22 protein-coding genes and 1 tRNA gene are annotated in these 24026 nt (G+C 63.5%); 14 read left to right on the plus strand and 9 right to left on the minus strand.

Features of this window, described 5'->3' with window-relative positions:
* The first annotated feature begins 7 nt into the window (after positions 1 to 7).
* The 4 genes from ACTIGC_RS03020 to ACTIGC_RS03035 are packed head-to-tail and all read left to right on the plus strand — an operon-like array spanning position 8 to position 3647.
* On the plus strand, positions 8 to 679 hold the full coding sequence (locus tag ACTIGC_RS03020; protein WP_439633009.1) for a TetR/AcrR family transcriptional regulator: 672 nt from the start codon (positions 8 to 10) through the stop codon (positions 677 to 679).
* A gap of 23 nt (positions 680 to 702) precedes the next feature.
* Complete coding sequence (locus ACTIGC_RS03025) at positions 703 to 1740, plus strand: glutathione S-transferase N-terminal domain-containing protein (RefSeq protein WP_439633010.1); 1038 nt, start codon at positions 703 to 705, stop codon at positions 1738 to 1740.
* A 3-nt stretch (positions 1741 to 1743) separates the two neighbouring features.
* A complete protein-coding gene (locus tag ACTIGC_RS03030) occupies positions 1744 to 2406 on the plus strand; it encodes a glutathione S-transferase family protein (RefSeq protein WP_439633011.1) in 663 nt (220 codons plus the stop codon).
* Positions 2403 to 3647, plus strand: a complete 1245-nt coding sequence (locus ACTIGC_RS03035; protein ID WP_439633012.1) for a 2-hydroxychromene-2-carboxylate isomerase — start codon at positions 2403 to 2405, stop codon at positions 3645 to 3647. The genes ACTIGC_RS03030 and ACTIGC_RS03035 overlap by 4 nt, the downstream gene beginning before the upstream one ends.
* On the opposite strand, the gene ACTIGC_RS03040 is transcribed toward ACTIGC_RS03035, so the two are convergent.
* Positions 3635 to 4648: a GDP-mannose 4,6-dehydratase gene (locus tag ACTIGC_RS03040; protein ID WP_439633013.1), complete on the minus strand. Its 1014-nt coding sequence runs from the start codon at positions 4646 to 4648 to the stop codon at positions 3635 to 3637. The genes ACTIGC_RS03035 and ACTIGC_RS03040 overlap by 13 nt on opposite strands.
* Before the next feature lie 68 nt (positions 4649 to 4716).
* Positions 4717 to 4995, minus strand: a complete 279-nt coding sequence (locus ACTIGC_RS03045) for a hypothetical protein (protein WP_439633014.1) — start codon at positions 4993 to 4995, stop codon at positions 4717 to 4719.
* Positions 4996 to 5226: 231 nt separating this feature from the next.
* Here ACTIGC_RS03045 and ACTIGC_RS03050 point away from each other — a divergent pair, with 231 nt between their 5' ends.
* Both ACTIGC_RS03050 and ACTIGC_RS03055 read left to right on the plus strand, forming a co-directional pair.
* Positions 5227 to 5988 carry a cytochrome c oxidase assembly protein gene (locus tag ACTIGC_RS03050; protein WP_439633015.1) on the plus strand — a complete coding sequence of 254 codons (762 nt, stop codon included), beginning with the start codon at positions 5227 to 5229 and terminating at the stop codon, positions 5986 to 5988.
* Positions 5988 to 6515, plus strand: coding sequence for a CopD family protein (locus tag ACTIGC_RS03055; protein WP_439633016.1), 528 nt, complete (start codon positions 5988 to 5990; stop codon positions 6513 to 6515). Before ACTIGC_RS03050 ends, ACTIGC_RS03055 begins: the two co-directional genes overlap by 1 nt.
* Here the strand turns inward: ACTIGC_RS03055 and ACTIGC_RS03060 are convergent.
* Positions 6437 to 7000 (minus strand): DUF2231 domain-containing protein, encoded by a 564-nt coding sequence (locus tag ACTIGC_RS03060; RefSeq protein ID WP_439633017.1) that lies wholly within the window; start codon positions 6998 to 7000, stop codon positions 6437 to 6439. The genes ACTIGC_RS03055 and ACTIGC_RS03060 overlap by 79 nt on opposite strands.
* A gap of 18 nt (positions 7001 to 7018) precedes the next feature.
* On the opposite strand from ACTIGC_RS03060, the gene coxB reads away from it, so the two are divergent.
* From coxB to ACTIGC_RS03075, 3 genes are read left to right on the plus strand one after another with little or no spacing between them, the layout of a single operon-like run.
* Positions 7019 to 7675, plus strand: a complete 657-nt coding sequence (gene coxB / locus ACTIGC_RS03065; protein ID WP_439633018.1) for a cytochrome c oxidase subunit II — start codon at positions 7019 to 7021, stop codon at positions 7673 to 7675.
* Positions 7672 to 10173, plus strand: coding sequence for a cytochrome c oxidase subunit I (gene ctaD / locus ACTIGC_RS03070; RefSeq protein WP_439633019.1), 2502 nt, complete (start codon positions 7672 to 7674; stop codon positions 10171 to 10173). Before coxB ends, ctaD begins: the two co-directional genes overlap by 4 nt.
* Positions 10170 to 10529 carry a hypothetical protein gene (locus ACTIGC_RS03075; protein ID WP_439633020.1) on the plus strand — a complete coding sequence of 120 codons (360 nt, stop codon included), beginning with the start codon at positions 10170 to 10172 and terminating at the stop codon, positions 10527 to 10529. Before ctaD ends, ACTIGC_RS03075 begins: the two co-directional genes overlap by 4 nt.
* A gap of 99 nt (positions 10530 to 10628) precedes the next feature.
* Here the strand turns inward: ACTIGC_RS03075 and ACTIGC_RS03080 are convergent, their stop codons facing one another.
* Positions 10629 to 11963 carry a ferredoxin reductase family protein gene (locus ACTIGC_RS03080; RefSeq protein WP_439633021.1) on the minus strand — a complete coding sequence of 445 codons (1335 nt, stop codon included), beginning with the start codon at positions 11961 to 11963 and terminating at the stop codon, positions 10629 to 10631.
* A gap of 127 nt (positions 11964 to 12090) precedes the next feature.
* Here ACTIGC_RS03080 and ACTIGC_RS03085 point away from each other — a divergent pair, with 127 nt between their 5' ends.
* Positions 12091 to 14319, plus strand: a complete 2229-nt coding sequence (locus tag ACTIGC_RS03085) for an acyl-CoA dehydrogenase (RefSeq protein ID WP_439633022.1) — start codon at positions 12091 to 12093, stop codon at positions 14317 to 14319.
* 70 nt (positions 14320 to 14389) lie between these two features.
* Here ACTIGC_RS03085 and ACTIGC_RS03090 read toward each other — a convergent pair whose 3' ends face one another.
* The 4 genes from ACTIGC_RS03090 to ACTIGC_RS03105 all read right to left on the minus strand — a co-directional run bounded on the left by ACTIGC_RS03090 (position 14390) and on the right by ACTIGC_RS03105 (position 18470).
* The gene (locus ACTIGC_RS03090) at positions 14390 to 15907 is read right to left on the minus strand and encodes a serine hydrolase domain-containing protein (protein ID WP_439633023.1); all 1518 of its coding nucleotides are present in this window, start codon (positions 15905 to 15907) and stop codon (positions 14390 to 14392) included.
* Positions 15908 to 15947: 40 nt separating this feature from the next.
* Positions 15948 to 17126, minus strand: a complete 1179-nt coding sequence (locus tag ACTIGC_RS03095) for a serine hydrolase domain-containing protein (RefSeq protein ID WP_439633024.1) — start codon at positions 17124 to 17126, stop codon at positions 15948 to 15950.
* A gap of 223 nt (positions 17127 to 17349) precedes the next feature.
* A tRNA-Ser gene (locus ACTIGC_RS03100) sits at positions 17350 to 17439 on the minus strand.
* Between the two features lie 83 nt (positions 17440 to 17522).
* Positions 17523 to 18470, minus strand: coding sequence for a calcium/sodium antiporter (locus tag ACTIGC_RS03105; protein WP_439633025.1), 948 nt, complete (start codon positions 18468 to 18470; stop codon positions 17523 to 17525).
* A gap of 169 nt (positions 18471 to 18639) precedes the next feature.
* On the opposite strand from ACTIGC_RS03105, the gene msrA reads away from it, so the two are divergent.
* Positions 18640 to 19314 (plus strand): peptide-methionine (S)-S-oxide reductase MsrA, encoded by a 675-nt coding sequence (msrA, locus tag ACTIGC_RS03110; protein WP_439633026.1) that lies wholly within the window; start codon positions 18640 to 18642, stop codon positions 19312 to 19314.
* A 23-nt stretch (positions 19315 to 19337) separates the two neighbouring features.
* A complete protein-coding gene (locus tag ACTIGC_RS03115; RefSeq protein WP_439633027.1) occupies positions 19338 to 20009 on the plus strand; it encodes an HAD-IB family phosphatase in 672 nt (223 codons plus the stop codon).
* 10 nt (positions 20010 to 20019) lie between these two features.
* On the opposite strand, the gene ACTIGC_RS03120 is transcribed toward ACTIGC_RS03115, so the two are convergent.
* On the minus strand, positions 20020 to 20436 hold the full coding sequence (locus ACTIGC_RS03120) for a DUF1330 domain-containing protein (protein WP_439633028.1): 417 nt from the start codon (positions 20434 to 20436) through the stop codon (positions 20020 to 20022).
* Between the two features lie 105 nt (positions 20437 to 20541).
* On the opposite strand from ACTIGC_RS03120, the gene ACTIGC_RS03125 reads away from it, so the two are divergent.
* Entirely contained in the window at positions 20542 to 22716 is a 2175-nt protein-coding gene (locus tag ACTIGC_RS03125) for a penicillin acylase family protein (protein WP_439633029.1), read from the plus strand.
* Positions 22717 to 22892: 176 nt separating this feature from the next.
* Positions 22893 to 23936 (plus strand): strictosidine synthase family protein, encoded by a 1044-nt coding sequence (locus ACTIGC_RS03130; RefSeq protein ID WP_439633030.1) that lies wholly within the window; start codon positions 22893 to 22895, stop codon positions 23934 to 23936.
* Positions 23937 to 24026 lie beyond the last annotated feature (90 nt).

A 24026-nucleotide genomic window follows, 5' to 3' on the forward strand; every position in this document is an offset into this window, starting at 1 on the left:
AAACGCGATGCCTGACCTGCCTGCAAATCCGTCCGCAACGCCTGCCCGTCCGGGCCGTCCGGCCAAGATTGCGCCGGATGAGCAGCGCCGCCGGATTCTCGATGCGGCGGCGGCCCGCTTTGCCCGTCACGGTTTCGAGGGCGCTTCGCTTCGCGATATCGCGGCCGATGCCGGGCTCGCCCACGCCGTGATCCGGCATTTCTTCGGCAGCAAGGATGATCTGTGGGATGCGGCGGCGGCAGACCTGTTTGGCCAGATGAATGACGCGATGCTGCAGGCGCTGGCAAAGGTGGATATGAATAACCCGCGCGCCCGCATGGAGGCGCAGGTGCGCGCCACCGTGCTGACGGCCTCGCGCATCCCTTGGCTGGCGGCCTTTGTCATGCAGGCAGGGTTGGCGGGCGGGGAACGCTATGAGAGGCTGGTCGAGCAGCATTTGCGCCCGGCCTATACTTTCACGCTGGAGCCCTTCTTCCAGCTAAGAGAGGCAGGGCGCGCGCACGCCTTTGACCCGCATTTCCTCTTCATGCTGTCGACCAATGCGGCCATTGGCCCGTTTGCGCAGAGCGCCAATGCGCGCGCGCTGGCAGGTATGGAATTGTCGGATCCGGATACGGCAGAACGCTATGCGGACACGCTGATTGCCGTACTCAAGCACGGCGCGCTGCGCCGCGCATAAAAATATTCAGGGAGTGAAATGCCATGATGCCGGGTGAGTATATCGTCTACGGAGCCGACCCGTCCTACTTCACCCGCAAGGTGGAAGCGGCGCTGCGCTATATGCGCATTCCCCATGCAGCGCGGCCGAAATCGCCCGATGTCAGCGCCCGGCTGGAAGCGCGCTCCGGCACGCATCTGATCCCGGTCGTGGAAACGCCTGAAGGGTGGGTGATCCACGATTCCACCTACATTATCGAGCTCTTGCACGCGCGCTTTCCCGCCCATCCGGTCATCCCGGCAAACCCCGTGCAACACATCGCCTGCCGCCTCATGGATGACTGGATCGATGAATGGTTCACGCGTGCCGCGCTGCACCTGCGCTGGATCGATGATGAGGATGCGGCCATCTGCGCGCGCAAGATCGCCATGGATATGGGTGGCGGCACGCATGAGCGTCCACTGACGGAGCAGGAGGAAGCGCAGGTCGCCGCCACAGCTGCCTTCATCCAGCCCTGGGGCCGCAAGGCGATGACCGTAATGGGCGCGGGGCCGGAGTATCAGGAGGATCTGCGCGCCGAGTTTGCGGGCTTCCTGCAGCAATGTGCAGGGCTTGTCGGCAAGGATGGCGGCCTGTTTGGCCAACGCCTCTCCATGGCCGATCTGGGCCTGCTCGGCGCCATGAAGGCGCATTTTGCCGCCGATGATTACGCGCGCAATTTCGTGGCTAACGCGGCTCCCGCCATGCTGGACTGGACGGATAAAGTCTGGGAGCGCCAGGACGAGGGCGAAGGCTGGCTCGCCGGTGATGCGCTGCCAGACGGCATGTCCGGTCTTTTCAGCCTGATGGCCGGCGGTTTCGTGCCCTACATGATCGCCAACCGGGCGGCGCTGAAAGCCGGTGAGAAGTCCTCGTACTTCACGATCTCCAGCGGGCAGGAAGTGCGGATGATGACCCGCAAGCCGGTGGAGGACACCCGCCTTGCCACCAAGGCCGCGATTGATGCCCTTCGCGAAACGGATCGCGGACACGTGCGTGAACTGCTGGGCGATCACGGCCTTCTGGCCGCTTACGAGGATTAGGCCATGCTGGAGCTTTACACCGCGCCGACGCCCAATGGCTGGAAAATCTCCATCGCGCTGGAGGAGCTGGGCCTGCCCTATCAGGTGCATGTGCTGCAGCTTCTAAAGGGCGAGCAGAAAGCGCCGGACTATCTGAAGATCAATCCCAATGGCCGCATCCCGGCGCTGGTCGACCACGACGAGGGCGGGCGGGCGATATTTGAATCCGGCGCTATCCTGATGCATCTGGCCGAAAAGACCGGCAAACTCCTGCCTCAGGACGCCGAAGGCCGCTCGCGCGCCATCCAGTGGCTGTTCTGGCAGGTAGGCGGGCTGGGGCCGATGCAGGGGCAGGCAAATGTCTTCTTCCGCTATCTGCCGGAGAAAATCCCCCTCGCCATTGAACGCTATCAGGGCGAGACGCGCCGCCATTACGAGGTGATGAATACGCGCCTCGCCGAGGCGCCCTATCTGGCGGGCGATGAATACTCCATCGCCGACATTGCCTGCTTCCCTTGGGTGTTTGGGCATTTCTGGGCCGGTGTGCCACTGGACGGGTTTGACCATCTGCTGGACTGGAAAGCGCGGCTGGAACAGCGCCCGGCGGTCCTGAAGGGCCTTTCCATTCCGCCCCTTCCAGACCTCTCCAAGCTGCAAAAGGCCGGGCAGGAGCTGGTAAAGCCATGAAAACGCTGGTCCCGCAGATCGTGACCAGCTCAACACTGCGCTCAGCCCGGCGCGGCCTGGCCGCGGTGCGGCGGCGGCTCAATCTCTCGCGGCCTGTGGTGCGCTATTTCCATGAGGTGGACGATCCCTACTCGGCGCTCGCCGCGCGCGCCCTGCCGCATCTGGAGGCCGTCTGGGGGGCAAGAGTGATCCCCTATATCGTCCCGCCGCCGGACACCGCTGCCGCGCCCGATGCGCAACGTCTGGCGGGCTGGTCCCTGCGCGATGCGCGCACACTGGCCGAAGGGCTGGGGATGGAGGCAAGTTTCACCTCGGCGCCGTCAGCCGAATTGCTGTCGCGCGCGCAGGCGGCGCTGGCGGGGATCCGTGACGCGACCGTATTCTCCGCCATTTCCAGCGCCATTGAGCGTGGCTTCAGGACCGGCAAGGCGTCTGCCATTCCGTTGTCCGACAGCGATGCCCGCGCGGCATTGGCGCGTGGGGCGGGGGCGCGGCGCGGGCATTATCTGGGCGGCATGTTCCAATTTGAGGGTGAGTGGTATTGGGGGCTCGACCGCCTGCCCTATCTCGAAGACCGGCTGGCCCGGATACGTCCCGGCGGGGTGCGCTTCACCGAAAGGCGCGAGGTGCGTCTGGAGGCGCGAAAAGCGCCTGCCGGGACGGTGATCGAGGCGTTCGTGTCCTTGCGCAGTCCCTATACCTATATTGCGATACCGCGCCTGAGAGCGTTGGCGGATGTGACGGGGGCGGAGCTGCGCCTGCGCCCTGTCCTGCCCATGGTGATGCGCGGATTGCCTGTGCCACTGGCAAAACGTCTCTACATCATGCGCGATACCAAGCGGGAGGCAGAACGCCTCGGTCTGCCTTTCGGCAAGGTGTCTGATCCGGTGGGGGCGCCGGTTGAACGCGGCCTTGCCGTGCTGTTTGCCGCCATGGATCAGGGCAAGGGGGCCGACTTCCTCTATTCCTTCCTGCGCGGCGTGTTTGCAGAAGGCATCGATGCTGGCAGCGATCAGGGGCTTGAAAAGCTCAGCGCGCGCGCAGGTATCCCTGCAGCGGCGATGCATACGGCACTGGCGGATGAAAGCTGGCGGGAGAAGGCTGAAGGTAATCGCGCCGCCATGCTGGAGGCGGGCCTGTGGGGCGTGCCCAGCTTCCGGGTGAACAATCTTCCCGCCCATTGGGGTCAGGACCGGCTCTGGGCGATCGAAGAGGATTTGCGCGCGCTTCAGCGAACGTAGTACTCGCGGAACCAGCTGACGAATTTGGCGATGCCATCGCGGAATTCGGTCTGCGGGCGATAGCCGGTCAGGCTCTGTAACAGGCTGGCATCGGCCCAGGTGGCGGGTACATCGCCGGGCTGCATATCCATGTAATTGCGGATCGCCTTCACCCCGAGCTCTGCCTCGATAATATCGACAAAGTCCGCCAGTTTCACCTTGCTGGAGTTGCCGATATTGACGATGCGGAAGGGTGCGGCGGGGCTAAGAGAGTCGCCCGGCGCGATGTCCGCACTGCTGGCGGGGCGCACCGGCACGGCGTCCATCAAAAGCCGGATGCCGCGCACCAGATCCTCCACGTAGGTGAAGTCCCGGTACATCTCGCCATGATTGTAGATGTCGATCGGCCGGCCCGCGAGAATGGCATCGGCAAACTTGAACGGGGCCAGATCAGGGCGCATCCACGGGCCGTAGACCGTGAAGAAGCGGAACATGGTGGTCGGCAGATCCCATAAATGGGCGTAGGAATGGGCCATCACCTCATTGGCCTTCTTGGTCGCCGCATACATGGTCAGCGGCGTGTCGGCCTTGTCGGTTTCCTTAAATGGCATCTCCTCGTTCGCGCCATAGGCCGAGGAGGTGGAGGCCATGAGAAGGTGGGAGACTTTCAGCTCGCGCGCGATCTCCATCACGTTGAACGTGCCGACAATATTGGCCTCGATATAGGCACGCGGATTTTCAAGGCTGTAGCGGACCCCGGCCTGCGCGGCGAGGTGGACGATCACGTCGGGCGCAAAATCGCGCGCGGCCTGAAACAGTGTATCCGCATCCTCCAGCAGGGCTTCGGTTTTGCTGAAGCCCGGCATGCCTTCCAGAATGCGGTGGCGGGCCTGTTTCAGGGTGACGTCGTAATAATCGGTCAGAGCGTCATAGCCGTGAACCTGATGGCCCTCTTCCAGCAGCAGGCGCGCCAGATGAAAGCCGATAAAGCCCGCCGTGCCGGTAATAAGAACGCGCTTCATGGTCAGGCTTGAACTCCCGCAATTGTCTGAGCGCCGTTATGCGCGGTCATGTGCGGGAGGTAAAGCGTTCAGCCTTTATCATTTCCGGTGCCACTGTCCGCATCGGTACGCCGTAGGGGTTTGGAAAACCGTTCAGGCACCTTGCCTTCCATCTTTTTCATCCAGCGATCAAACTTGGGATTATTTTCCCGGCGCCGGTGCAACCATTTGCGCGCGGTCTTCGATGTCGCCACGATCATCGCCAGCCCGATGGGGATAAGGACGATACCAAGAGGTATAGGCGACCAGGACAGGGCGAGGCCGGCAAGAACCAGCACTACTCCAAATATTTTAATAAAAACAGACATGTGATCTCCATCTATCGGTGAAGAAACCCTGAAAGGTGCCGTTCCTTCCTTGCTGGCATGCCGGAGGCTCAAGGAGACGGGCACCCGGAAAACAGGTCTGGACGGTAATCGTTCCGGCCTGGCTGCGTGCAGGGCCGGAACCATCGGGCGCGGCGCGGGTTGATCTGAGTGTATGCAGACCGGGCAGGAGGGCGGGATGCTCCTATCCCAACATTCATCAGGCATGCCAGTATGACCCTTATGGTGAGCGGTCAGTCAGCAGCCTATTGCGGTCCGCCAGCCCGGCCGGACGGCCTCTGGTCGGCATGGAATGGTGATCCGTGGCTGATTGCGGCCCTGATTGTCCTAGCTGCCGCAGGCGGCGCGCTGGCTGTTCGGCGTGGTATACAGGCGAGAAAGCGCAATCCGGCGCTGCTGAGCGCGTGGCTGCTTGCCTTCGCCCTGTTCGTGACCCCGCTCTGCGCGATGAGCGTGGCTCTGTTTTCCATGCGGGCGGTGAACCATCTCATACTGGTTGCGGTGCTTGCGCCGCTGCTGGCTTATGGCCTGGGTGCCCGGCAGCTTTCGGGATGGCTTGGCCCCGCCGCCATCGTGCACGCAGTGCTCTTCTGGTTCTGGCACGCGCCCGCGCCCTATACGGCGGCGCTCGGCCATGACGGCATATACTGGCTGATGCAGCTGACCTTGCTGGGCAGTGCTGTCTGGTTCTGGAGCGCACTCATGGCGCGCTGGAGCGATATCGTTGCCACCGCCGGTACGCTGGCAGGGTTTGCCGCCCAGATGGGGCTGCTCGGCGCGCTCATCGCCTTTGCTCCTGATCCGCTTTACGCGCCGCACGCTGTGACGACGGCGGCGTGGGGCCTCACCGCGCTGGAGGACCAGCAGCTGGCGGGCCTCATCATGTGGGTGCCGGGCGTATTGCCCTATCTGATAGCGATTGGACTGGCCGCGGCGGCGGCGCTCTCCCGTAGCGGGGAGCATGCCGGGCGGTGATGCTGATAGCGCTCAAGTCCGTCCACATCATCGCCATCGCCATATGGGCTGGCGGGCTGATAGCGTTGCCCGCACTTTTGCGCCGCGATGACGAAATGGCCAGCCGGGCTGCGGTCGTGCGCCTGCACCATTTCTCCCGCTTTGCCTATGATGCGCTCGTCTCGCCAGCGGCGGTTCTGGCCATTGCGACGGGAACGGCGCTGATCTTCTTTGTCGTGGCCGATGACTGGCTGTTTCTCAAACTGGTTGCCGTCGCCGGCATGGTCGGTGTCCACATGCTCATTGGCCGCGTGCTCGACCAGCTGGAATCGCCCGATGCCCGCCCGGCCAGCTGGAAACGCGCGGCGCTTCTCGTGGGCGCGATTGTGACCATTCTGGCAGTACTGACGCTGGTGCTCGGCCGCCCCTCCATCCCTGAAAGCTGGATGCCCGGCTGGCTGCTGGAGGGTCAGGGCGAGGAGTTGCCGCTCGTGTCCGAGGGACCCAGCGCCGGATCCTCTTCCTCTGGCAGGGAGACACCGACCTGATGTTCAAACACCAGCTTGCCGCCATGCCATCCGGCAATCGCGACCAGACCCAGCGCCAGCCAGCTGAGCATCAGGCCCCAGGGCAGGATGGCGTCTGTGCCCTGTTGCAGGCGCAGCGACCAGCTCGCGGCCATCACGCCCAGCAGCACCATGGCGGCGACGGCATGGCTCCAGGCCGCGGCGCGGCGGCGCACGCCCGGCACCAGCAAGAGCTCGGCGGCTCCGGCGAGCGCGGCGAGGCAGCCCATGGCAAAGCCGCCACCACTGGCCCAGAGGGCGGCACGCGCCCAGAACAGATCACCCGTCCACCAGAAGGCGACATCGCAGAAGGCGAGCGCGAAACTGCCGGCAATCGGGAAGGCGACCAGCATGGCGTGGATGGGATGGCCGGCCAGCGCGATACGGCTGTCGAGGTCGTGATAGGCCGGATCGGCGGCAGAGGGATTGTGAAACACCTCGTCCTTGCGTGTGTCCGTGCTCGCCATGGCGTGTTTCCCCTCTTGATGGCCCCTGCGCTCATCGGGTGCGAAGGCGCTCTGTCTACGCTCGATCCCGCCGGGCCCGCCGCGCAGTCCATTGCAGGCGTGTGGTGGGTGATGATGGCAGGATCATTGCTGATCCTTGCCCTTATGATGGGCCTGATACTGTGGCCCTTCTTCAAACGGCATCAGCCGCGCGAGGTTCCCGAAAAGCTGTGGCTGTGGGCCGGGGGGCTCGGTTTTCCGCTGGTGGTGCTGGCTGCGCTTCTGGCCTGGGGACTGCCTGCCGGCCAGTCCATGCTGGCAGGGCGCGGGGCGCAAGTCTACACGGTGGAGGCCGAAGCCTTCCAGTGGGGCTGGAATTTCCGCTATCCGGACCGGGAGGGTATGACGGCAGAAGTATTGCACATACCGGCCGGTGAGCCGGTGGACGTTGCCATCACCTCGCTCGATGTCATTCACGCTTTCTGGGTGCCGCGCCTTGCCGGCAAGATCGACGCCATACCCGGCACGACCAATACGCTGCGGATTCTCGCCTCCGAGCCGGGTGTCTATGAGGGCATGTGCGCGGAGTTCTGCGGGCTGGAGCATGCCACCATGCGCTTCCAGATCGTCGCGCATGCGCCCGGCGAATTCGAGGCAGCACTGACGGCAGAACTCGCGGGGCAGGGCCAGCCATGAGCGCAAACACACCTGTCGGCCTGCACCGGGCCCTTGATGCCATATGGCGCGCACCCAAGGGGATCGCCGCGCTGTCGGCGGTCAATCACACCGTCGTAGGCCGCCGCTTCATCATCACGGCCTTCATCTATTTCGCTATTGGCGGGCTTCTGGCCATGCTGATCCGCGCCCAGCTCGCCCGGCCCGAAAACCCCTTCCTGGGGGCTGATGCCTACAACCAGATTTTCACCATGCACGGCACGGTGATGATGTTCCTGTTTGCCATTCCCCTGATCGAGGGGGTGGCGCTCTATCTCCTCCCGAAAATCCTGGGGGCGCGCGATCTTGCCTATCCACGCCTCTCGGCCTTCGGATACTGGTGCTATCTGTTCGGTGCGACCATCATCCTTGTATCGATGCTGATGGGCGTGGCGCCCGATAGCGGCTGGTTCATGTACACCCCGCTGGCCTCTGCTACCTACACGCCGGGTATCAATGCCGATGTCTGGCTATTGGGCGTCACCTTCGTGGAAATATCGGCCATCTGCGCGGCGGTGGAGATCGTGGTCACGATCCTGAAAGTACGCACCGCAGGCATGGCGCTCTCGCGCATGCCGCTCATGGCCTGGTATCTGCTGGTGACGGCGGCGATGATGCTCATCGCCTTCCCGCCGCTCATTCTTGGCAGCGTCTTGCTGGAGATAGAGCGCGCCTTCAACTGGCCCTTCTTCGACCCTGAGCGTGGCGGCGCGCCCCTTCTGTGGCAGCACCTGTTCTGGCTGTTCGGTCACCCTGAGGTCTACATCATCTTCCTGCCGGCCGCCGGGGCAGTCTCCACCCTCATTCCCGTTTTCGCGCGTACGAAAATCGTCGGCTATGCGTGGATCGTGGCGGCCATCATCGCGCTGGCATTCTTAAGCTTCGGGCTATGGGTCCACCACATGTTCACGGTGGGGATACCCCATCTGGCGCTCGCCTTCTTCTCGGCGGCCTCCATGCTGGTGGCGGTGCCAACGGCGGTGCAGGTCTTTGCCTGGATCGCCACCCTGATGCGCGGGCGCCCGCAAATGACCCTGCCCATGCTCTACCTGATGGGGTTCTTTTCGGTCTTTATCCTCGGCGGGCTGACCGGCGTGATGCTGGCTCTGGTACCGTTCAACTGGCAGGCCCATGACACGCATTTCGTGGTTGCCCATCTGCATTACGTTTTGATTGGCGGGTTCGTGTTCCCGATGCTGGCGGCCGCCTATTACTGGCTGCCACTGATGACGGGGCGCCTGCCGGTCTTCCAGGTGTCCAAAGCCGCTTTCTGGCTGATCTTCCTGGGCTTCCACGGCACCTTCCTCATCATGCACTTTACCGGCCTGCTGGGCATGCCGCGCCGCATCTTCACCTATGAGGGCGGGCTCGGCTGGGATTTGCCCAATCTCATCTCTTCGGTTGGCGGGTTCGTGATGACGGCGGGCTTTGCGCTCTTTGTGGTCGACATCGTGCTGCAGACCCGCTTCGGGCGGCGTTTCCGCCGCAACCCGTGGGGCGGGACCGGGCTGGACTGGGCGATGCCCACGCCTGCGCCGAGCTATAATTTCGCCTCCCTGCCGCTGGTGACGGGCCGTGACCCGCTGGAAGACAATGCGCGATTGGGCGCCGATATTGCCGCCGGGAAAGGCTATCTGCCCGGCGCACCCCGAGGCGAGATGGAGACGCTGTGCGTCGACATGGCAACCGGCGAGCCGGAGCACGTGCTCATCTTCCCGAAGAATGACTACACGCCCTTCTTCATGGCTTCGGGGCTGGCCGTGTTCTTCGTGGCCTTCCTTTTTAGCGCCTACTGGGTGGCGCCGCTGGGACTCGTCATCGCCACGGTGTTCGGCTGGCGCTGGCTATGGTCGCTGGGCGCGAAGTCTGATCCTGAACCCATCGATGCCGGGCATGGCCTCAGCCTGCCGGTGCATTATGTGGTCAGCTCGGTGCCGACCCTGCTGGGCCTGAAATATTTCCTTGCCGCCAATGGCGCCTTCTTCGGCTCGCTGGTGTTTGGCTATCTCTTCTTGTGGACGACCGCGCCGGACTGGCCGCCGCCGGAATTTCTGGGCGCAAGCCCGGCACTGGTGGCCGCCATCGCCATCGGCCTCACAGCCGCCTCCGGTTTTGCCTTCAATGCCAGACGCGCCAATCAGGCCGGCAGGGCGGGTGCGCGTGTGATCCATCTGGCCGGGTCGCTCATCGCTAGTCTTGTCGCGCTTGTAGCCCTCATTGCGCTGGCGGTTTTCGACGCACCCTCGCCGGAGAGCCATGCCTATGCGGCGGTGACGATGGCCGTCATCGGATATGTCATGCTGCACGCGCTTTTGGGGATATTGTTCACGGCCTTTGCGCTGGCGCGGTGCCGGTTCGGCTTCGTCTCGGCCATGCGCTCAGCCGATATGCGCGGCACAGCCATCTGGCAGCTCTATACCGCCATTACGGGGCTCGGCGCGCTGGCTCTCATCATTCTGGCGCCGGGAGGCATGGGATGAGCGGAGCGCTTCGCAAGGTGCGCGGGCCGGACCTCATCTGGCTGGTCGCAGGCTTCACGGTCTGGGCCGCAGGCTTTTCGGTCCTTTACGGGCTGCATGCGGTCGGCTGCCGGGCCGGATGGGAGGAGGCGGTAATCGCCGGGCTGTCGGCCAACCGCATCCTTCTGCTTGTCACCTATCTTGGCCATGTCGCGCTGGGCGCCATGCTGTGGTTTCCGCTGAACCGGATCGCCCGGCGCTGGGAGGGCGCGTCTGCTGATACCATGCGCCGGGTGGCGGTGATCGTGACGATAGCGGCAGTAATCTCTACGCTGTGGACGGGCGCGCCGGTGCTGGTTCTGGAGGCGTGCGTCTAGCTGTTCACAAGCCAGGCAAAACCTGCGGCGAGCGCCACCGTGAAGGCAATCAGCGCGATGGCGATTGTGAGGGCGAGTACGGGTCTCATGGCACGCCTCCTAAACCAGATCGAAAATTTCAGAATCGATGGCCGTCAGCGGCACACCCATCGCCACGAGGTCTGACTTGGCCGCATCGGTCAGCGGGCCGGGACCGCACAGGAAGTGCGGCCAGTGGCGCGTCTCTTCGGGCAGATGATCTGCCAGTACCTTGCGGTCGATAAAGCCGGTTTCGCCCTCCCAGTCCTCCGGCGGGTTTTCCAGCACATGGACCACTTTGAGGTTCAGCTTCTCCTCCAGCTCCGCCAGCTCATGGCGGAAATGGGCGCTCTCCCAGTCCTTGTTGCCATAGATGAGGATGACCGGGCGCGGATCACCTCGCTCCTGCAGGGCGTGAATATTGCTCATCATGGGCGTGATGCCGACCCCGCCGGCAATCATGACGAAGCCTTTGGCGTCGGGATCGTTATCGACAGAAAACGCACCATAGGGGCCGTCGAGATATGCTTTGGCTCCGGGTTTCGTGTGAACCGCCCATTCACTGAAATCTCCCAGCGGCTTGATGGAAAGCGTCACTTGCGGGCCATGCTCTGGCGGGGTGGAGATGGTGAAAGGATGCTCCTTCAGGGCGAAGGGCGACGCGCCGAGCGTCAGCCAGACAAACTGGCCCGGCTTCCAGTTCTTCAGGCCCCGGCCCATGGGTTCGAGCACGAGGGAATGCACCCCGCCCTCGCGCGGAATATTCTCCACGATGCGCCACGGATTGCGCCACAGGCGCAAAGGGCGGATCGCCCGTGTCCACACCATCAGGCCAATCCAGCTGACCGCAACGCCCAGCCAGAGGATGCGCTTGTCGGCCTCGGCGGTGAAATGGCCAACGCCGATAATGTGGGTGACGGCTGCGCCAAATGCGATGATCGCCAGCGCGATATGGCCATAGCGCCAGAGCTCATAAGGGATGCGCAGCGTCTTGCGGAATTCCGAGGTAATGACCAGCAGCACGAACGCGCCCAGCGCGATACGTCCCATGGTCAGTTCCCACTCTGCGGTGAGCGGGTTCAGATCGCCCAGCGCATCCTCAAACCAGAAATACAGTATGGCGAAATGGCCGAGCATCAGCGCCACCGCGCCAATCGCGAAATAACGATGGAACAGATAGACGATATCGATGCCATAGGGCCGGGTGATCGGCTGGAAGCGGGCGGTGAGCACAAATTGCAGGCCCGTCGCGGCCAGTGCGCCAAAGCCCAGCCCCATGGAGAAATCCCACAGGAAGCTGGTGCCGCTGGCGCGCTCGCCTGTCAGCAGCACGATAAAGGGCAGGGCAAGCGCGAGCGCCGCCAGAGCGATCCAGGCAATAGCCCGCAGCGATGGATGAGGCAGGTTGACCGTCATCACGAGGGAACGCGTGAGACCTCAACGCGTTGCAAGGATAAGACGTTACCTTACGCGCACCGCTCTGGTTACGGGCGTGAAGGCGCATGAGACAATCCTGAGACGCCCCGCAAATTGGAGTTTGCGCATGCCCCAATGGCGCCGGAACCTTATCAGCAAGCCTCTCATGCGCTGGTATGCAGGTGTCATGCCCGAAATGTCGGACACCGAAGCGGAGGCCATCGAGGCCGGCACGGTGTGGTGGGACGCGCAGATCATGTCCGGCCGCCCGGACTGGTCTTATTTGCACGCGCTGGAGACCGGACAGCTCACCGAGGCCGAGCAGGCCTTCATCGACGGCCCCGTTCAGCGATTATGCGCCCTGCTGGATGACTGGCAGATCGAGAGCGAGCTGCACGACCTGCCCCGCCCGGTCTGGGACATGATGGTCCGCGAGGGCTTCCTGGCGATGATCATTCCCACCGAATATGGCGGCAAGGGTTTCTCGGCGCTGGCGCATTCGGAGGTCGTGCGCACCATTGCCACGCGCTCCATTACGGCGGCTGTCACCGTCATGGTGCCCAACTCGCTGGGGCCGGGCGAATTGCTGATGCTGTATGGGACGGATGAGCAGAAAGCCCACTATCTGCCACGCCTTGCCAGCGGAGAGGATATTCCCTGCTTTGCCCTGACCGGCATTGAGGCCGGGTCAGACGCTGGCGCCATGACCGATACCGGCGTGGTGGTAGAGCGCGAGATCGACGGGAAACGCGTGCTGGGCATCGAGATCAACTGCGACAAGCGCTACATCACGCTGGCTCCGGTCGCGACGATTGCGGGCCTTGCCTTCCGCCTGCGTGATCCGGACGGTTTGCTGGGCGGCGAGGAGGAGCTTGGCATTACGGTCGCGCTCGTGCCGACCGATACGCCGGGACTCGACACGGGGCGGCGTCACATCCCGTCCGGACTGGCCTTCCAGAACGGGCCGGTGCGCGGCGAGAATGTATTCGTGCCGATGGACCAGGTGCTGGGCGGGCTCGATCATATCGGCAAAGGCTGGAGAATGCTGACCGGCGCACTGGCTGCCGGGCGGGGCATTTCCCTGCCATCGCTTAGCTGTGCCGCCGCTGCCGGTGCCGCGTATTCGAGCGGCGCCTACGCCCGGGTGCGCGAACAGTTTGGCCTTGCAATCGGCAATTTCGAGGGTGTGCGCGAGCCGCTCGCGCGCATAGCCTCAACGGCCTACCTGATTGATGCGGCGCGCAAGCTGACGGCAGCCGGAATTGATAAGGGCGAAAAGCCTGCCGTCGTGTCGGCGATCATGAAGTGTCATGCGACCGAGCGCCTGCGTCAGGCGGTCAATGACGCGATGGACATTCATGGCGGAAAGCTCGTCATGGAAGGTCCGCGCAATCACATGTCTACGGCCTACAAGGCCATTCCCGTCGCTATTACGGTCGAAGGGGCCAATATTCTCACGCGCAGCCTGATCATATTCGGTCAGGGTGCGATACGCTGCCATCCTTATCTGCTCGACGAGATGGAAGCGGTGCGCAATCCCGACAAGGAAGAAGGGCTCAAAGCCTTCGACAAGGCGGTGTTTGCCCATATCTGGCACGACATCAAGAATTTCACCCGCTCCTTCGTGCACGGGCTGAGTTTTGGCCAGTTTTCGCATGCCCCCGAAGGCGCAGGCGAGCTTGCGCCCTATTACCGTCAGCTCACCCATGCCTCGGTGCGCCTTGCCGTGATCTCCGAGATGGCGCTGGGTGTTCTGGGCGGCGCACTGAAACGCAAGGAGGCGCTGTCTGGCCGCCTCGGCGACATACTCTCGGAAATCTACCTGCTGTCGGCGGTGCTCAAGCGGTTCGAGGCGGAAGGACGTCAGGAGGCCGACAGGCCCCTGCTCGACTACTGCTTTGAAGATGGTCTCTATCGTGTCCAGCAGCGCCTGCGCGAGGCCATCCGCCACTTCCCCGGCCTGCACTGGCGCGTTCTGTTAAGGGTGTTCGTGTGCCCGTTCGGACAGCACAGGCGCCCGCCGTCTGATGAACTGATGAATGCGGTGGCGGGGTGTGTGCTGGAGCCGGGCGGCCCCCGCGAGCGGCTGACGCGCGGCGTCTATATCGGTGAAGGCGATGACCCGCTTGCCGTTCTGGAACGCGCATTTGCCGCCATCATCCGGCGCGATGAGCTGCTGAAGAAGCTGAAAGAGGCAAAGACAGAGCTGGACGAGGCAGTGTCCAAGGGTGTTCTGACCGAGGCGGAATACCGCGAGATCAGGGATGCTGAAGGCCTCATCCGCGAGGCGCTGCTGACCGATGATTTCGATGCACAGGCGGTTGCCGCAGCAAGCGGCGCAGACCGGCAGGGATAAACGAAAAGGGCAGGGTGCGTATGCGCCCCGCCCTTATTCCGATCTGTCCGGGTTCTGATGGCCGGTAAGTCTAGCCGCCCGTTCCATCTTCGGCGGTGTCTTCTTCCAGTTCACCCGCATACTGCCAGTTCATGAAGGGCTGGCTGCCGAAAGAAAGCCGCCATGCGCCGGGCTCGCCATAGAATTCCACCCGGTCAAACGGGCCGCCCTCGCGCAGGCCTGTCACCTGCTCGAACAGGCCCGATTCGATCTGTTCAAAGTACTGCGTCTGGCCCAGCGAGGTGATCGTGATGGCGTTGGGGCCAACAGCTTCCACCACCGCATGCATAAGCGGATGCGGATCACGCGAGTAGTCGCGCCGGTTCACCAGATACCGCCCTTCAAACCGCTCCGCCTCTGCCGCCTCGCTCCAGCGCGGCGCAGGGGCTTGCGGGAACAATCGCCCGGTGATTGCAGCGCTCAGCTCGCCTTGCGCCGGGCGTCCGGCAGGGGCCGCCACGATGGAGAGGAAAATGCCGGTGCCGGTTTCCGGCGACAGGATCATGTTGGAGCGGAAATCGCGCATTGCGCCGGCATGGCCGATCAGGCGCGGCCCTTCCTCGCGATAGACCAGATAGCCGTGCGCCATACCCGGCAGGCGCGGGGCGTTGGCGATGGAATTGGTCTCCAGAAGCGCCACCAGCTCTTCAGAGAGGATACGTGTCCCTTCCAGCGCGCCATCATTGAGCATGGCGATCATGAAGCGCGCCATGTCCGGCCCGCTGACCGTGGCCGAACCGGCGGGCATCACCATGGAGTAATAGTCAAATGACCGGGCGGTATAGCGCCCGTTCTCAAGATCGTGGCCGAGCGCGATACGATCCGCCAGAGCGTCAGGTAAAGGCTCGCGGAAGGTAGAAGAGGTCATGCCAAGCGGCGTGAAAATGTGGTTCTCGACATAGTCGGCGAAGTGTTCGCCCGATACCTGCTCCACGATATAGCCCGCCAGCGACGTGCCCCAGTTGGAATAGGCCACTTCCACGCCCGGCGCGATGACGCGCTGCGGAACATTGTTGCGGGTCCATTCCGCGTGGTCGACGAGGTCTTCCACATTGCCGGTGGTGAAACCGCCGACATCGCTCATGCCCGGCGTGTGCTGAAACAGGTCGCGCACGGTGATCGGCTGGCCGTCAAAGGGCTCGATCTCGAAATCGATATGCGCGTTGACATCGTCGTCCAGCGAGACACGGCCCTGCTCGATGAGCTGCGCCAGCGCGATCCAGGTGAACATTTTGGAGATGGAGCCGGGCCGGAAGAGCGTGCTCTCCCCATCGACCGGAATGCGGTTTTCAACGTCGGCAAACCCGTAACCGCGGCTCATCACCACTTCGCCCTGATGGACCACTGTGACGAGCGCGCCGGACACTTCGCGCGAGGCGATCTGCTGGGCCATCACCCCGTCGATGAAGGCGGGAAGGGTGTCCAGTGCCGCTTCGTTGAAGCTGGCAGCAGCTCCGGCTGGCTGGGCTATCGCCGGAGCCATCGCCGCCGGTGTGATGACAAGAATGGCGGCCGATGTGGCCATCAGCAGAGTGCGGATTGCGGTCATGGAAGTCTCCCCTGGTGTCGGATTTTTTTTGTGGCTGTGATCAGTCTGCCAGCGCCTCGAACACGGCTTCGGCCAGAACCGGCGCGCCGCGCGCCGCCGGGCCGATTGTGTTGACGAGCAGTACGATGGTGATGTCCTGATCGGAATAATGGATCAGGGAGGCGTTGAAGCCGGGAATGGAGCCGCCATGGCCGATAAAGCGGTGCCCGTGGCGCTCGCCGGTCATTATGCCAAAGCCATAATCCATATTGGCCAGCGCGGCAGGCGGTGAGGACAGGGAGGCGCTGGCAAGGCTTCCATCATTCAGGCGTGCCGGTTCCAGCATCAGGGCAAGGCTATCCGACGACACCACCTGACGGTTCAGCAGGGCTTGCATCCACACGATCATGTCATGCGGCGTGGAGCGCATGGCACCGGCACCGGCTGCGACCGAAAGGGAGAGGTGCGGGGCGTTGGTAAAACCAGCTTCCGTATCCGGCGCGGCGTCATAGCCCTGCGCGCGGTGCAGCACGATCTCTGCTGCATCGTCCATGCGGGTATTATCCATGCCCAGCGGATCGAAGATGCGCGTTTTCAGGAAATCGGCCAGCGGCTCTCCTGCTGCCTGTTCGGCGATATAATCAAGCAGCATGTAGCCCGAATTGGAGTAGCTCCAGCCCGTGCCGGGGTCGAAATCGTAGAGCGGATCAGCGCTTGCGATATAGGCGACCATGCGGGCCTCGTCATGGTCCAGTGGCGCGGTGGTGTCCATGAAGCCATCAAGCGATGTGTAATTGCGGATGCCGGATGTGTGCTGGAGAAGCTGGCGGATCGTCACTTCATCGCTGCGCGGAAAATCGCCGAAATACTGGTCCAGCGTATCATCAAGGCTGAGCCGGCCATCTTCTGCCAGCAGAAGAATGGCGGCCGCCGTGAACTGCTTGGTGACAGAGCCGATGCGGAACACGGTGTCGCCGGTCACCTCCACCTGATGCTCCAGATTGGCAAGGCCATAGCCACGCACCAGAAGCGTCTCGCCGCCACGGGCAATGCCGATTGACAGGCCGGGGGCCTGGCCTTCCTCCAGCACATTGCGGGCAAAGGCATCTACGGCGCTTTCCAGCTGGCTGGCGGCAGTGGCCGAACCAGCCTGGCGGGCTTCGGCCTGCGCGGTCACGCTGGCAGGTGTGTATACCCACAACGCAAGTGCCGAAACGGCAATCAGAAACAGTCGGTTCATGGGGGCCTCCCGCCAGCAAATCCCGGACATGGCGGTAAAGGAACCACCCCGAAACAGAAAAAGCAATCCTGATCAGAAAACTTAATCCTAAACAGGATGCAATGTAAGCGCGCAAGCATAAGTAGCGCCGTGCGCTCAATGGCGCTGCTGACCTACACAAATGTTGAGGAAAATACACTGGGAGACCAAGGCCATGCTGCGCGAGGGCGGCATGGCTGATCAGTGGCGGTGAGGGTGGGATTCGAACCCACGAGACGGTTTCCCGCCTACACGCGTTCCAGGCGTGCGCCTTCGACCACTCGGCCACCTCACCGCGAGGCGGCGCAAACTATCTGAGAACGCCTGCCAGTCAAGCGCGCTGGCAGAGGGGCGCTGTGCAAGGCGCATCAGGCACGCTCAGGCCAGTGCTATGGATGCGATATAGGCTGCGTAGAGGGCGAGGAATATCGCGCCATGAAGCCGTGATACTTGCTGCTTCCAGATGGCGATAACGAGCAATAGCGCGCTGGCGGCGAGCATGACCCCAAGATCGCTTCCCGCCAGCCCGCCTGTCACTTGCAGGGGTGAAACAAGGGCCGTCACGCCCAGAATCCCCAGAATATTGAAAATGTTGGAGCCGACGATATTGCCAAAGGCGATATCGCCCTCCCCGCGCCGGGCAGCGCTCAAGGAAGCCGACAGCTCTGGCAGGGACGTGCCGACCGCCACGATGGTAAGCCCGATCACGGCCTGCGAGACGCCAAGCGCCGTTGCTGCCGAGACCGCCCCGTCAACGAGCAGCCCTGCGCCAAAGATCACGCCCAAAAAGCCAGCGCCGAGGAGGGCAAGCTCGATCCAGAGCCGTCCGGCCGGTCTTGTAGCGGGCGGGGCCTGTTCCTGCGCGACGGAGCGATCCTTGCTGGTCAGCCATGAGACGAGAAGGTAGACGGAAAGGCCCGCCAGCAGTGCCGCGCCGACCCAGCGCTCCAGCCCGGCAAAGGCGAGCGCCCCGGCGCCGGCCAGTGCAGAGATCGCCAGCGCGCTCCCATCGCGGCGGAAAGGGCGCGGATCGATGCGGATCGGGCGCAACAGGGCCGCAAGGCCAAGGATCAGCAGGATATTGGCGATGTTCGAGCCGATGACATTGCCGACGGCGATCTCCGGTGCGTCGCGCAAGGCCGCAGCGATGGAGGTCGTCAGTTCCGGTGTCGAGGTGCCAAAGCCCACAACGACAAGCCCGATCAGCAGGGGCGAGATGCCGAGCCGCCTTGCAAGGCCAGACGCCCCGTGAACGAGGCTTTCACCCCCCGCCACCAATAGCGCCAGCCCTGCGCCAATGAACAGGACGGTCATGGTGATGGTCATCGCAAAGCCCCTCGCTCCGGTCCCAAGCGCCCGGAGACCGCACAGATCATCATGATCTGATTGTGGTGGCTTGATGGCCAATGCCCGCCTGATCCTGTGTCACGCGGCGATGGCGTTTTGTGCTGCGCTGCCTATATGCTCTCTCATGATCTTACGGAGACTGCTTGCCATGGCACTCAATGCCCATCCGCGCTGGAAGACGGAGCTTGTTCCTGCAGGTGAAGCCCTGCCGGGCCGCATCCAGGCCGTGCCGACCGCGGCCACCCATTTCGTCAAGGGCGGAACCTTGAAGGCTGCCGTGCCGGAAGGCCATGAAGAGGCGATTTTCGCCATGGGCTGTTTCTGGGGTGTGGAGCGGGTGTTCTGGCAATTGCCGGGCGTGGTGAATACGGCTGCGGGCTATGCGGGCGGGATCACGCCCAACCCCACCTATGAGGAAGTGTGCTCTGGCCGCACGGGCCATACCGAAGTGGTGCGTGTGGTCTTCGATCCAAAACGCATCAGTTTCGAGACGCTCCTGAAAGTGTTCTGGGAGAACCACGACCCGACGCAAGGCATGCGTCAGGGCAATGATGTCGGCACGCAGTATCGCTCGGCCATCTACTGGACCAGCAAGGACCAGAAAAAAGCGGCTGAAGCGAGCGCGAAAGCCTATGAGGCGGCGCTGAAAGAGGCTGGCAAGGGCGCGGTGACAACCGAGATCCGTGAGGCCGGGCCATTCTACTATGCCGAGGACTATCACCAGCAATATCTCGCCAAGAATCCACAAGGCTATTGCGGGATTGGCGGCACGGGCGTGACCTGCCCCATTGGTATCGGCATCAGCGCGCCGGGCCAGGCTTGAGTGTGTGAACGGGGCGGGGACGCATGACACGCATCATCATCTTTGACGTGGATTCCACCCTGCTGGCCGTGGAAAGCCTTGATTTCGCGGTCGAGCAATCCCTGAGCAGCAAGCCCGGCGGGAAGGCGCAAGCCGCACAGCTCGCCGAGATCACCAGCCGCGGGATGGCCGGCGCGCTGGATTTCCGCCAGTCGCTGGAACAGCGCATCGCGATGGCGCCGCTAAGCCAGCAAGAAATCATGATGATCTCGGTCCAGCTGGCCGAGATGCTGACCCCGGGCATGTTCGAGCTGAGCCGCGCTTTGCGCGACAAGGGGCATGGCGTGTTTGCGGTGTCTGGCGGATTTATCGAGTTGCTGGGCCCGGCGCTCTCCACGCTCGGCTTCATGCCGGGCGATGTGCGCTGCAACCGCTTTGAATACGACGAGGCGGGGCTGGTCAGCGGCTTTGACCGGGAAAACCCGCTCTCGCGCTCAGGCGGCAAGGCGGTGGCCGTCAGGGCGCTGAAAACCCTCGCCAATGCCTCCACCGCCGTCATGGTGGGCGATGGCATGACCGATTACGAGGCCTTCGCCGAGGGCGCAGCCGATGCCTTTATCGGCTTTGGCGGCGTGGTGCGGCGCGAGCCGGTAGCCGCCAGGGCCCCGGCCTTTGCCAATAGCGTGGACGAGCTTGCGGGGCTGTTGGGGGTCTAGTTCGCCGGCCCTAACCGAACATATCCCCAACCGGCAGGGCCGCATGGCGCACCAGCCGGCTGTCGGCCACCGCCGCCTGACGGTGCGGCACGGCATGTGTCTGGTAGTGCGGGTCGGTGACCATCTCCAGAAACGCATTCGCGCTGGGGTAGGCCGCGATGAAGGCCATGTCCCAGCGTTCCTCCGCCGGGCCGATCAGCGTAACCTGAGGCTCACCGCGCCAGATGATCCTGCCTCCCACACGGGCAAAGACGGCTGAGCTTTCGCGGCCATAGGTCTTGTATGCCTCCTCTCCGCTGATCTTGCGGTCATCGGGGTAGGCGGCGATCTCGCGGAAACGCAAAAGGTTCAGCATCTCGACCGGCTGGGTGCGGTCGAGGCCCTTGAACAGGGTGAAGGCGTCGCGGGTGGGGTCGATATGGCTCATGGCGCGATGGTGCGACGGCGCGAGGGGTGGCGCAAGCGGGTGATTGCGCACATGGCGCGGGCGTGCACACTGACACACCAATAAACGAAACGGGGAGGGGCGTTCATGCGCGTCGGACGGATCATTCTCATCGCGGTGCCGGTGGTTCTGGCGCTGGCGGTGGCAGGCGCGTTTGCGGCTGGCTTGCGCCTTGTGCCGCTGGAGGTGCGCAGCTTTGACGAAGATGTGGCGCGCGCCGAGGCCATGCATTTCGAGGCGGAAATTTTCCGCGATGAATGGGGCGTTCCGCGCGTATTGGGCGCGACCGACGGGGACGCCGCCTTTGCGCTGGCTTTCGCCCATGCGGAAGATGATTTTCCCACCATCCAGTACGCCCTGCGCGCCGCGCTGGGCCCGGAAATGCTGGCCGCCGACGAGAGCGAGGCCAGAGGCGCGTATCTCGTACAGGCGCTGGGCGTCACCGCGCTGGTGGCAGCCGAGTACGAGACCCAGCTTACGCTGGATACGCGCGCCTTGCTCAGCGGCTATGCGGCGGGGCTGAACTATTATGCCGCCCTTCACCCGGATGAGCGCGTACGTGATCTCTTCCCGGTCACGGGGCGCGATGTGGCGGCGCTCGCCGCCTTCTACTTCCCGCTCTTCTACGGGATGAGCGATGTGCTCACCGATCTCTTTGCCCCCGATGTGGAGCGCGACGGCGCGCGCGGGCAGGAGCTTCAGGTCCATTTCATCGCGCCGGGCGAGCAATACGAGCTTGGCTCGAACGCGATTGCGGTTGCGCCGTCTCGCTCGGACGATGGCGCAACGCGCGTGGTCATCAACTCCCACCAGCCGGTCGAAGGCCCGGTTGCCTGGTATGAAACCCACATGATGTCGGATGAAGGGCTGAACTTTGCCGGCGGCACCTTCCCTGGCGTGCCTGTCCTGCATCTGGGCGCCAATCCGGGCATGGCGCACGCGGCAACCATCAACCGGCCGGACCTGATTGACGTCTATGAACTGACCCTTGGCCCGGACGACCGCTCCTACCTGCTCGATGGTGAGTATGTACCGTTCGAGCGCTCGACCGCGCGCATGCTGGTCCATCTCTGGGGGCCGTTTGCGTTTCAGGTGACGCGTCCCATTGAGCGCTCCGTCCACGGCACAGTGCTGCGTACCGAGCGCGGCGTCTTTGCGATCCGCCACGCGACGCAGGGCGATCTGCGCGGCGTGGAGCAGACCTACCGGCTGATGCAGGCGCAGACCCTCGCCGAGTACGAAGAGGTCATGGAGATGCTCGCCATGGGCAATACCAACCGGGTGGTGGGCGATTCCGCCGGTCGCATTGCGCGCTATTATAATGCCCGCATGCCGTTGCGCCTTGATGAGCCGGGGCTGGACTGGCGGAGTATACTGCCCGGTGAGCGCTCCGATCTGGTCTGGAACGAGTTCGCGCCCTTTTCTGCCCTGCCGCACATGGTTGATCCGGCGGCGGGCTATGTGGTGGACGCCAACCACACGCCCTTCCGTGTCACGCTTGGCGATGAAGACCCGCAAGAAGGCGATTTCCCGCGCACTTTCGGCATCGAGACGCACATGACCAATCGCGGCCTTGTTGCCACGACGGCGCTGGCCGCGCTGGAAACGATCAGCCGCGATGCGCTTCTGGCGATCAAGTGGGATCATTCCTTCCATGAGGACAGTCAGGCGATGCAATTGCGCGCCGAGCTGCTGGCGATGGACTGGTCGGACGAGCCGCTCATGGCCGATGCGCTCGCCATTATCGAGGCATGGGACGGACGGGCTGATTTCGACAATCGCAACGCCGCCCTATCGCTGCTGACCTATCAGCCGGTGGGTACCGCGCGCGCTGCCGGCCGGACCGGGCCGCCGCTGGATGAGGCGTTCCGCGACGCGGTGGTGTATCTCGCCGAGCACCATGGCCGGCTCGATCCGCCCTGGCGGGAGGTGAACTTCATCCGGCGCGGTGATGTGGCGGTGCCGCTGCAGGGCGGGCCGGATACGCTGCGGGCGGTCTACGGCCAGCGCAATGGAGACGGCACGCTCTCCATGGTGGCGGGCGATGGCCTCGTCATGCTCGCTGAATGGGATTCGGAGGGGGAATTTTCGCTCTGGGCGGTCCATCATTTCGGCTCGTCCAACCGGCCAGATGATCCCCACTATACCAGCCAGATGCAGGACTTTGCCGACGAGGTGATGCGCCGCGTGCCGATGACAGTGGATGCGGTACGCGAAAGCGCAGTGGAGGCCTACCGTCCGGGGGAAAGGGCGGCACAATAGTAAATGAAACCCCGGAAGCGCTTCAGCGCTATCCGGGGCCTCTGTCAGAATTATCCTGCATCAGGTCCCGGATGGCCCTTCGGGCCTCCGGGATTTCAGAGCCCCCCATTTCCCCGCAAGACAGCTCCCCCGCCTTGCGTTAACTTTACCGCCTACACGACCGGGGAGGGCTCCACATGATCCGCGTTATTCTCATCGCCATTGGCCTTGTGGTTCTGATCGCGCTGGCGCGCATCGCCTACATGATCGTTCCGGCATCGGGCATGCTCACTCCGCATGAGCCGCGGCTGGCCGAGCGCTGTGAGAGCCTTGAGGTTGCGCCCGGCACCGAGGATGTGACCATTCACCCGCAGTCGGGCATCGTCTTTGTGTCGGCGGCAGACCGCCGCTCGGAAAATCCCGACGCGGGCGGCATCTGGACGTTTGATATCGCCGATCCGTTCCAGACCCTGCGCTACGCGAGTGTCGACGGGCCGGACGATTTCCAGCCGCACGGCATCAGCCTGTGGATCGGGGACGACGGACGCCAGCGCCTCTTCGTCATCAACCATCCGCTGGCGGGCGGTCACACGGTTGAAGTGTTCGAGGTCGATCAGGACTGGCGCCTCTTCCACGCGGAGACCATTACCTATCCCGAGCTTTCATCGCCCAATGATCTTGTCGCTGTAGGCCCCAACCAGTTCTACGCCACGAACGATTCCCGCTACCAGTCTGGCATCATGCAGCAGCTGGAAGCCTATTTCGGCCTGCCGCTGGCCGGGGTCAGCTATTATGACGGGGAGACCGGGCGCACTGCCGCTGGCGGGATGATCTATGCCAACGGCATCAATGTATCAGCTGATGGCAGGATGCTTTATGTGGCCGAGTTTCTGGGCCGCCGGGTGAACGTATTCGAGCGCAACCCTGAAACCGGCGCGCTGACCCACCGGCGCTCCATTCCGGTACGCACCGGGGCAGACAATATCGAGATTGATGAGAGCGGGGATTTGTGGATCGGGGCGCATCCGCGCGTGTTCGACTTCCTGGCCCATGCTGAAGACGAAACCGCGCTGGCACCCTCCCATGTCATCCGGGTCGATCCCGAAACCGGCCAGGCCGTGACCGTGCTCTATACCCATGGTGAAGAGCTGAGCGGATCGAGTGTCGGTGCGCCGTTCGGCTACCAGTTCGTGGTAGGCGCGGTGTTTGATTCCAACGTGCTGATCTGCCCGCGCGGCTGATTTTTGAAGCGAAAACGCTTCACACCGGCCGAACGCGCTCTAACCTCCTCTGACACATGACGGGCGAAGCCCGCGTTTTCACAGGGGAGG

The organism is Glycocaulis sp., from assembly GCF_051859565.1.
Lineage (GTDB): Bacteria > Pseudomonadota > Alphaproteobacteria > Caulobacterales > Maricaulaceae > Glycocaulis.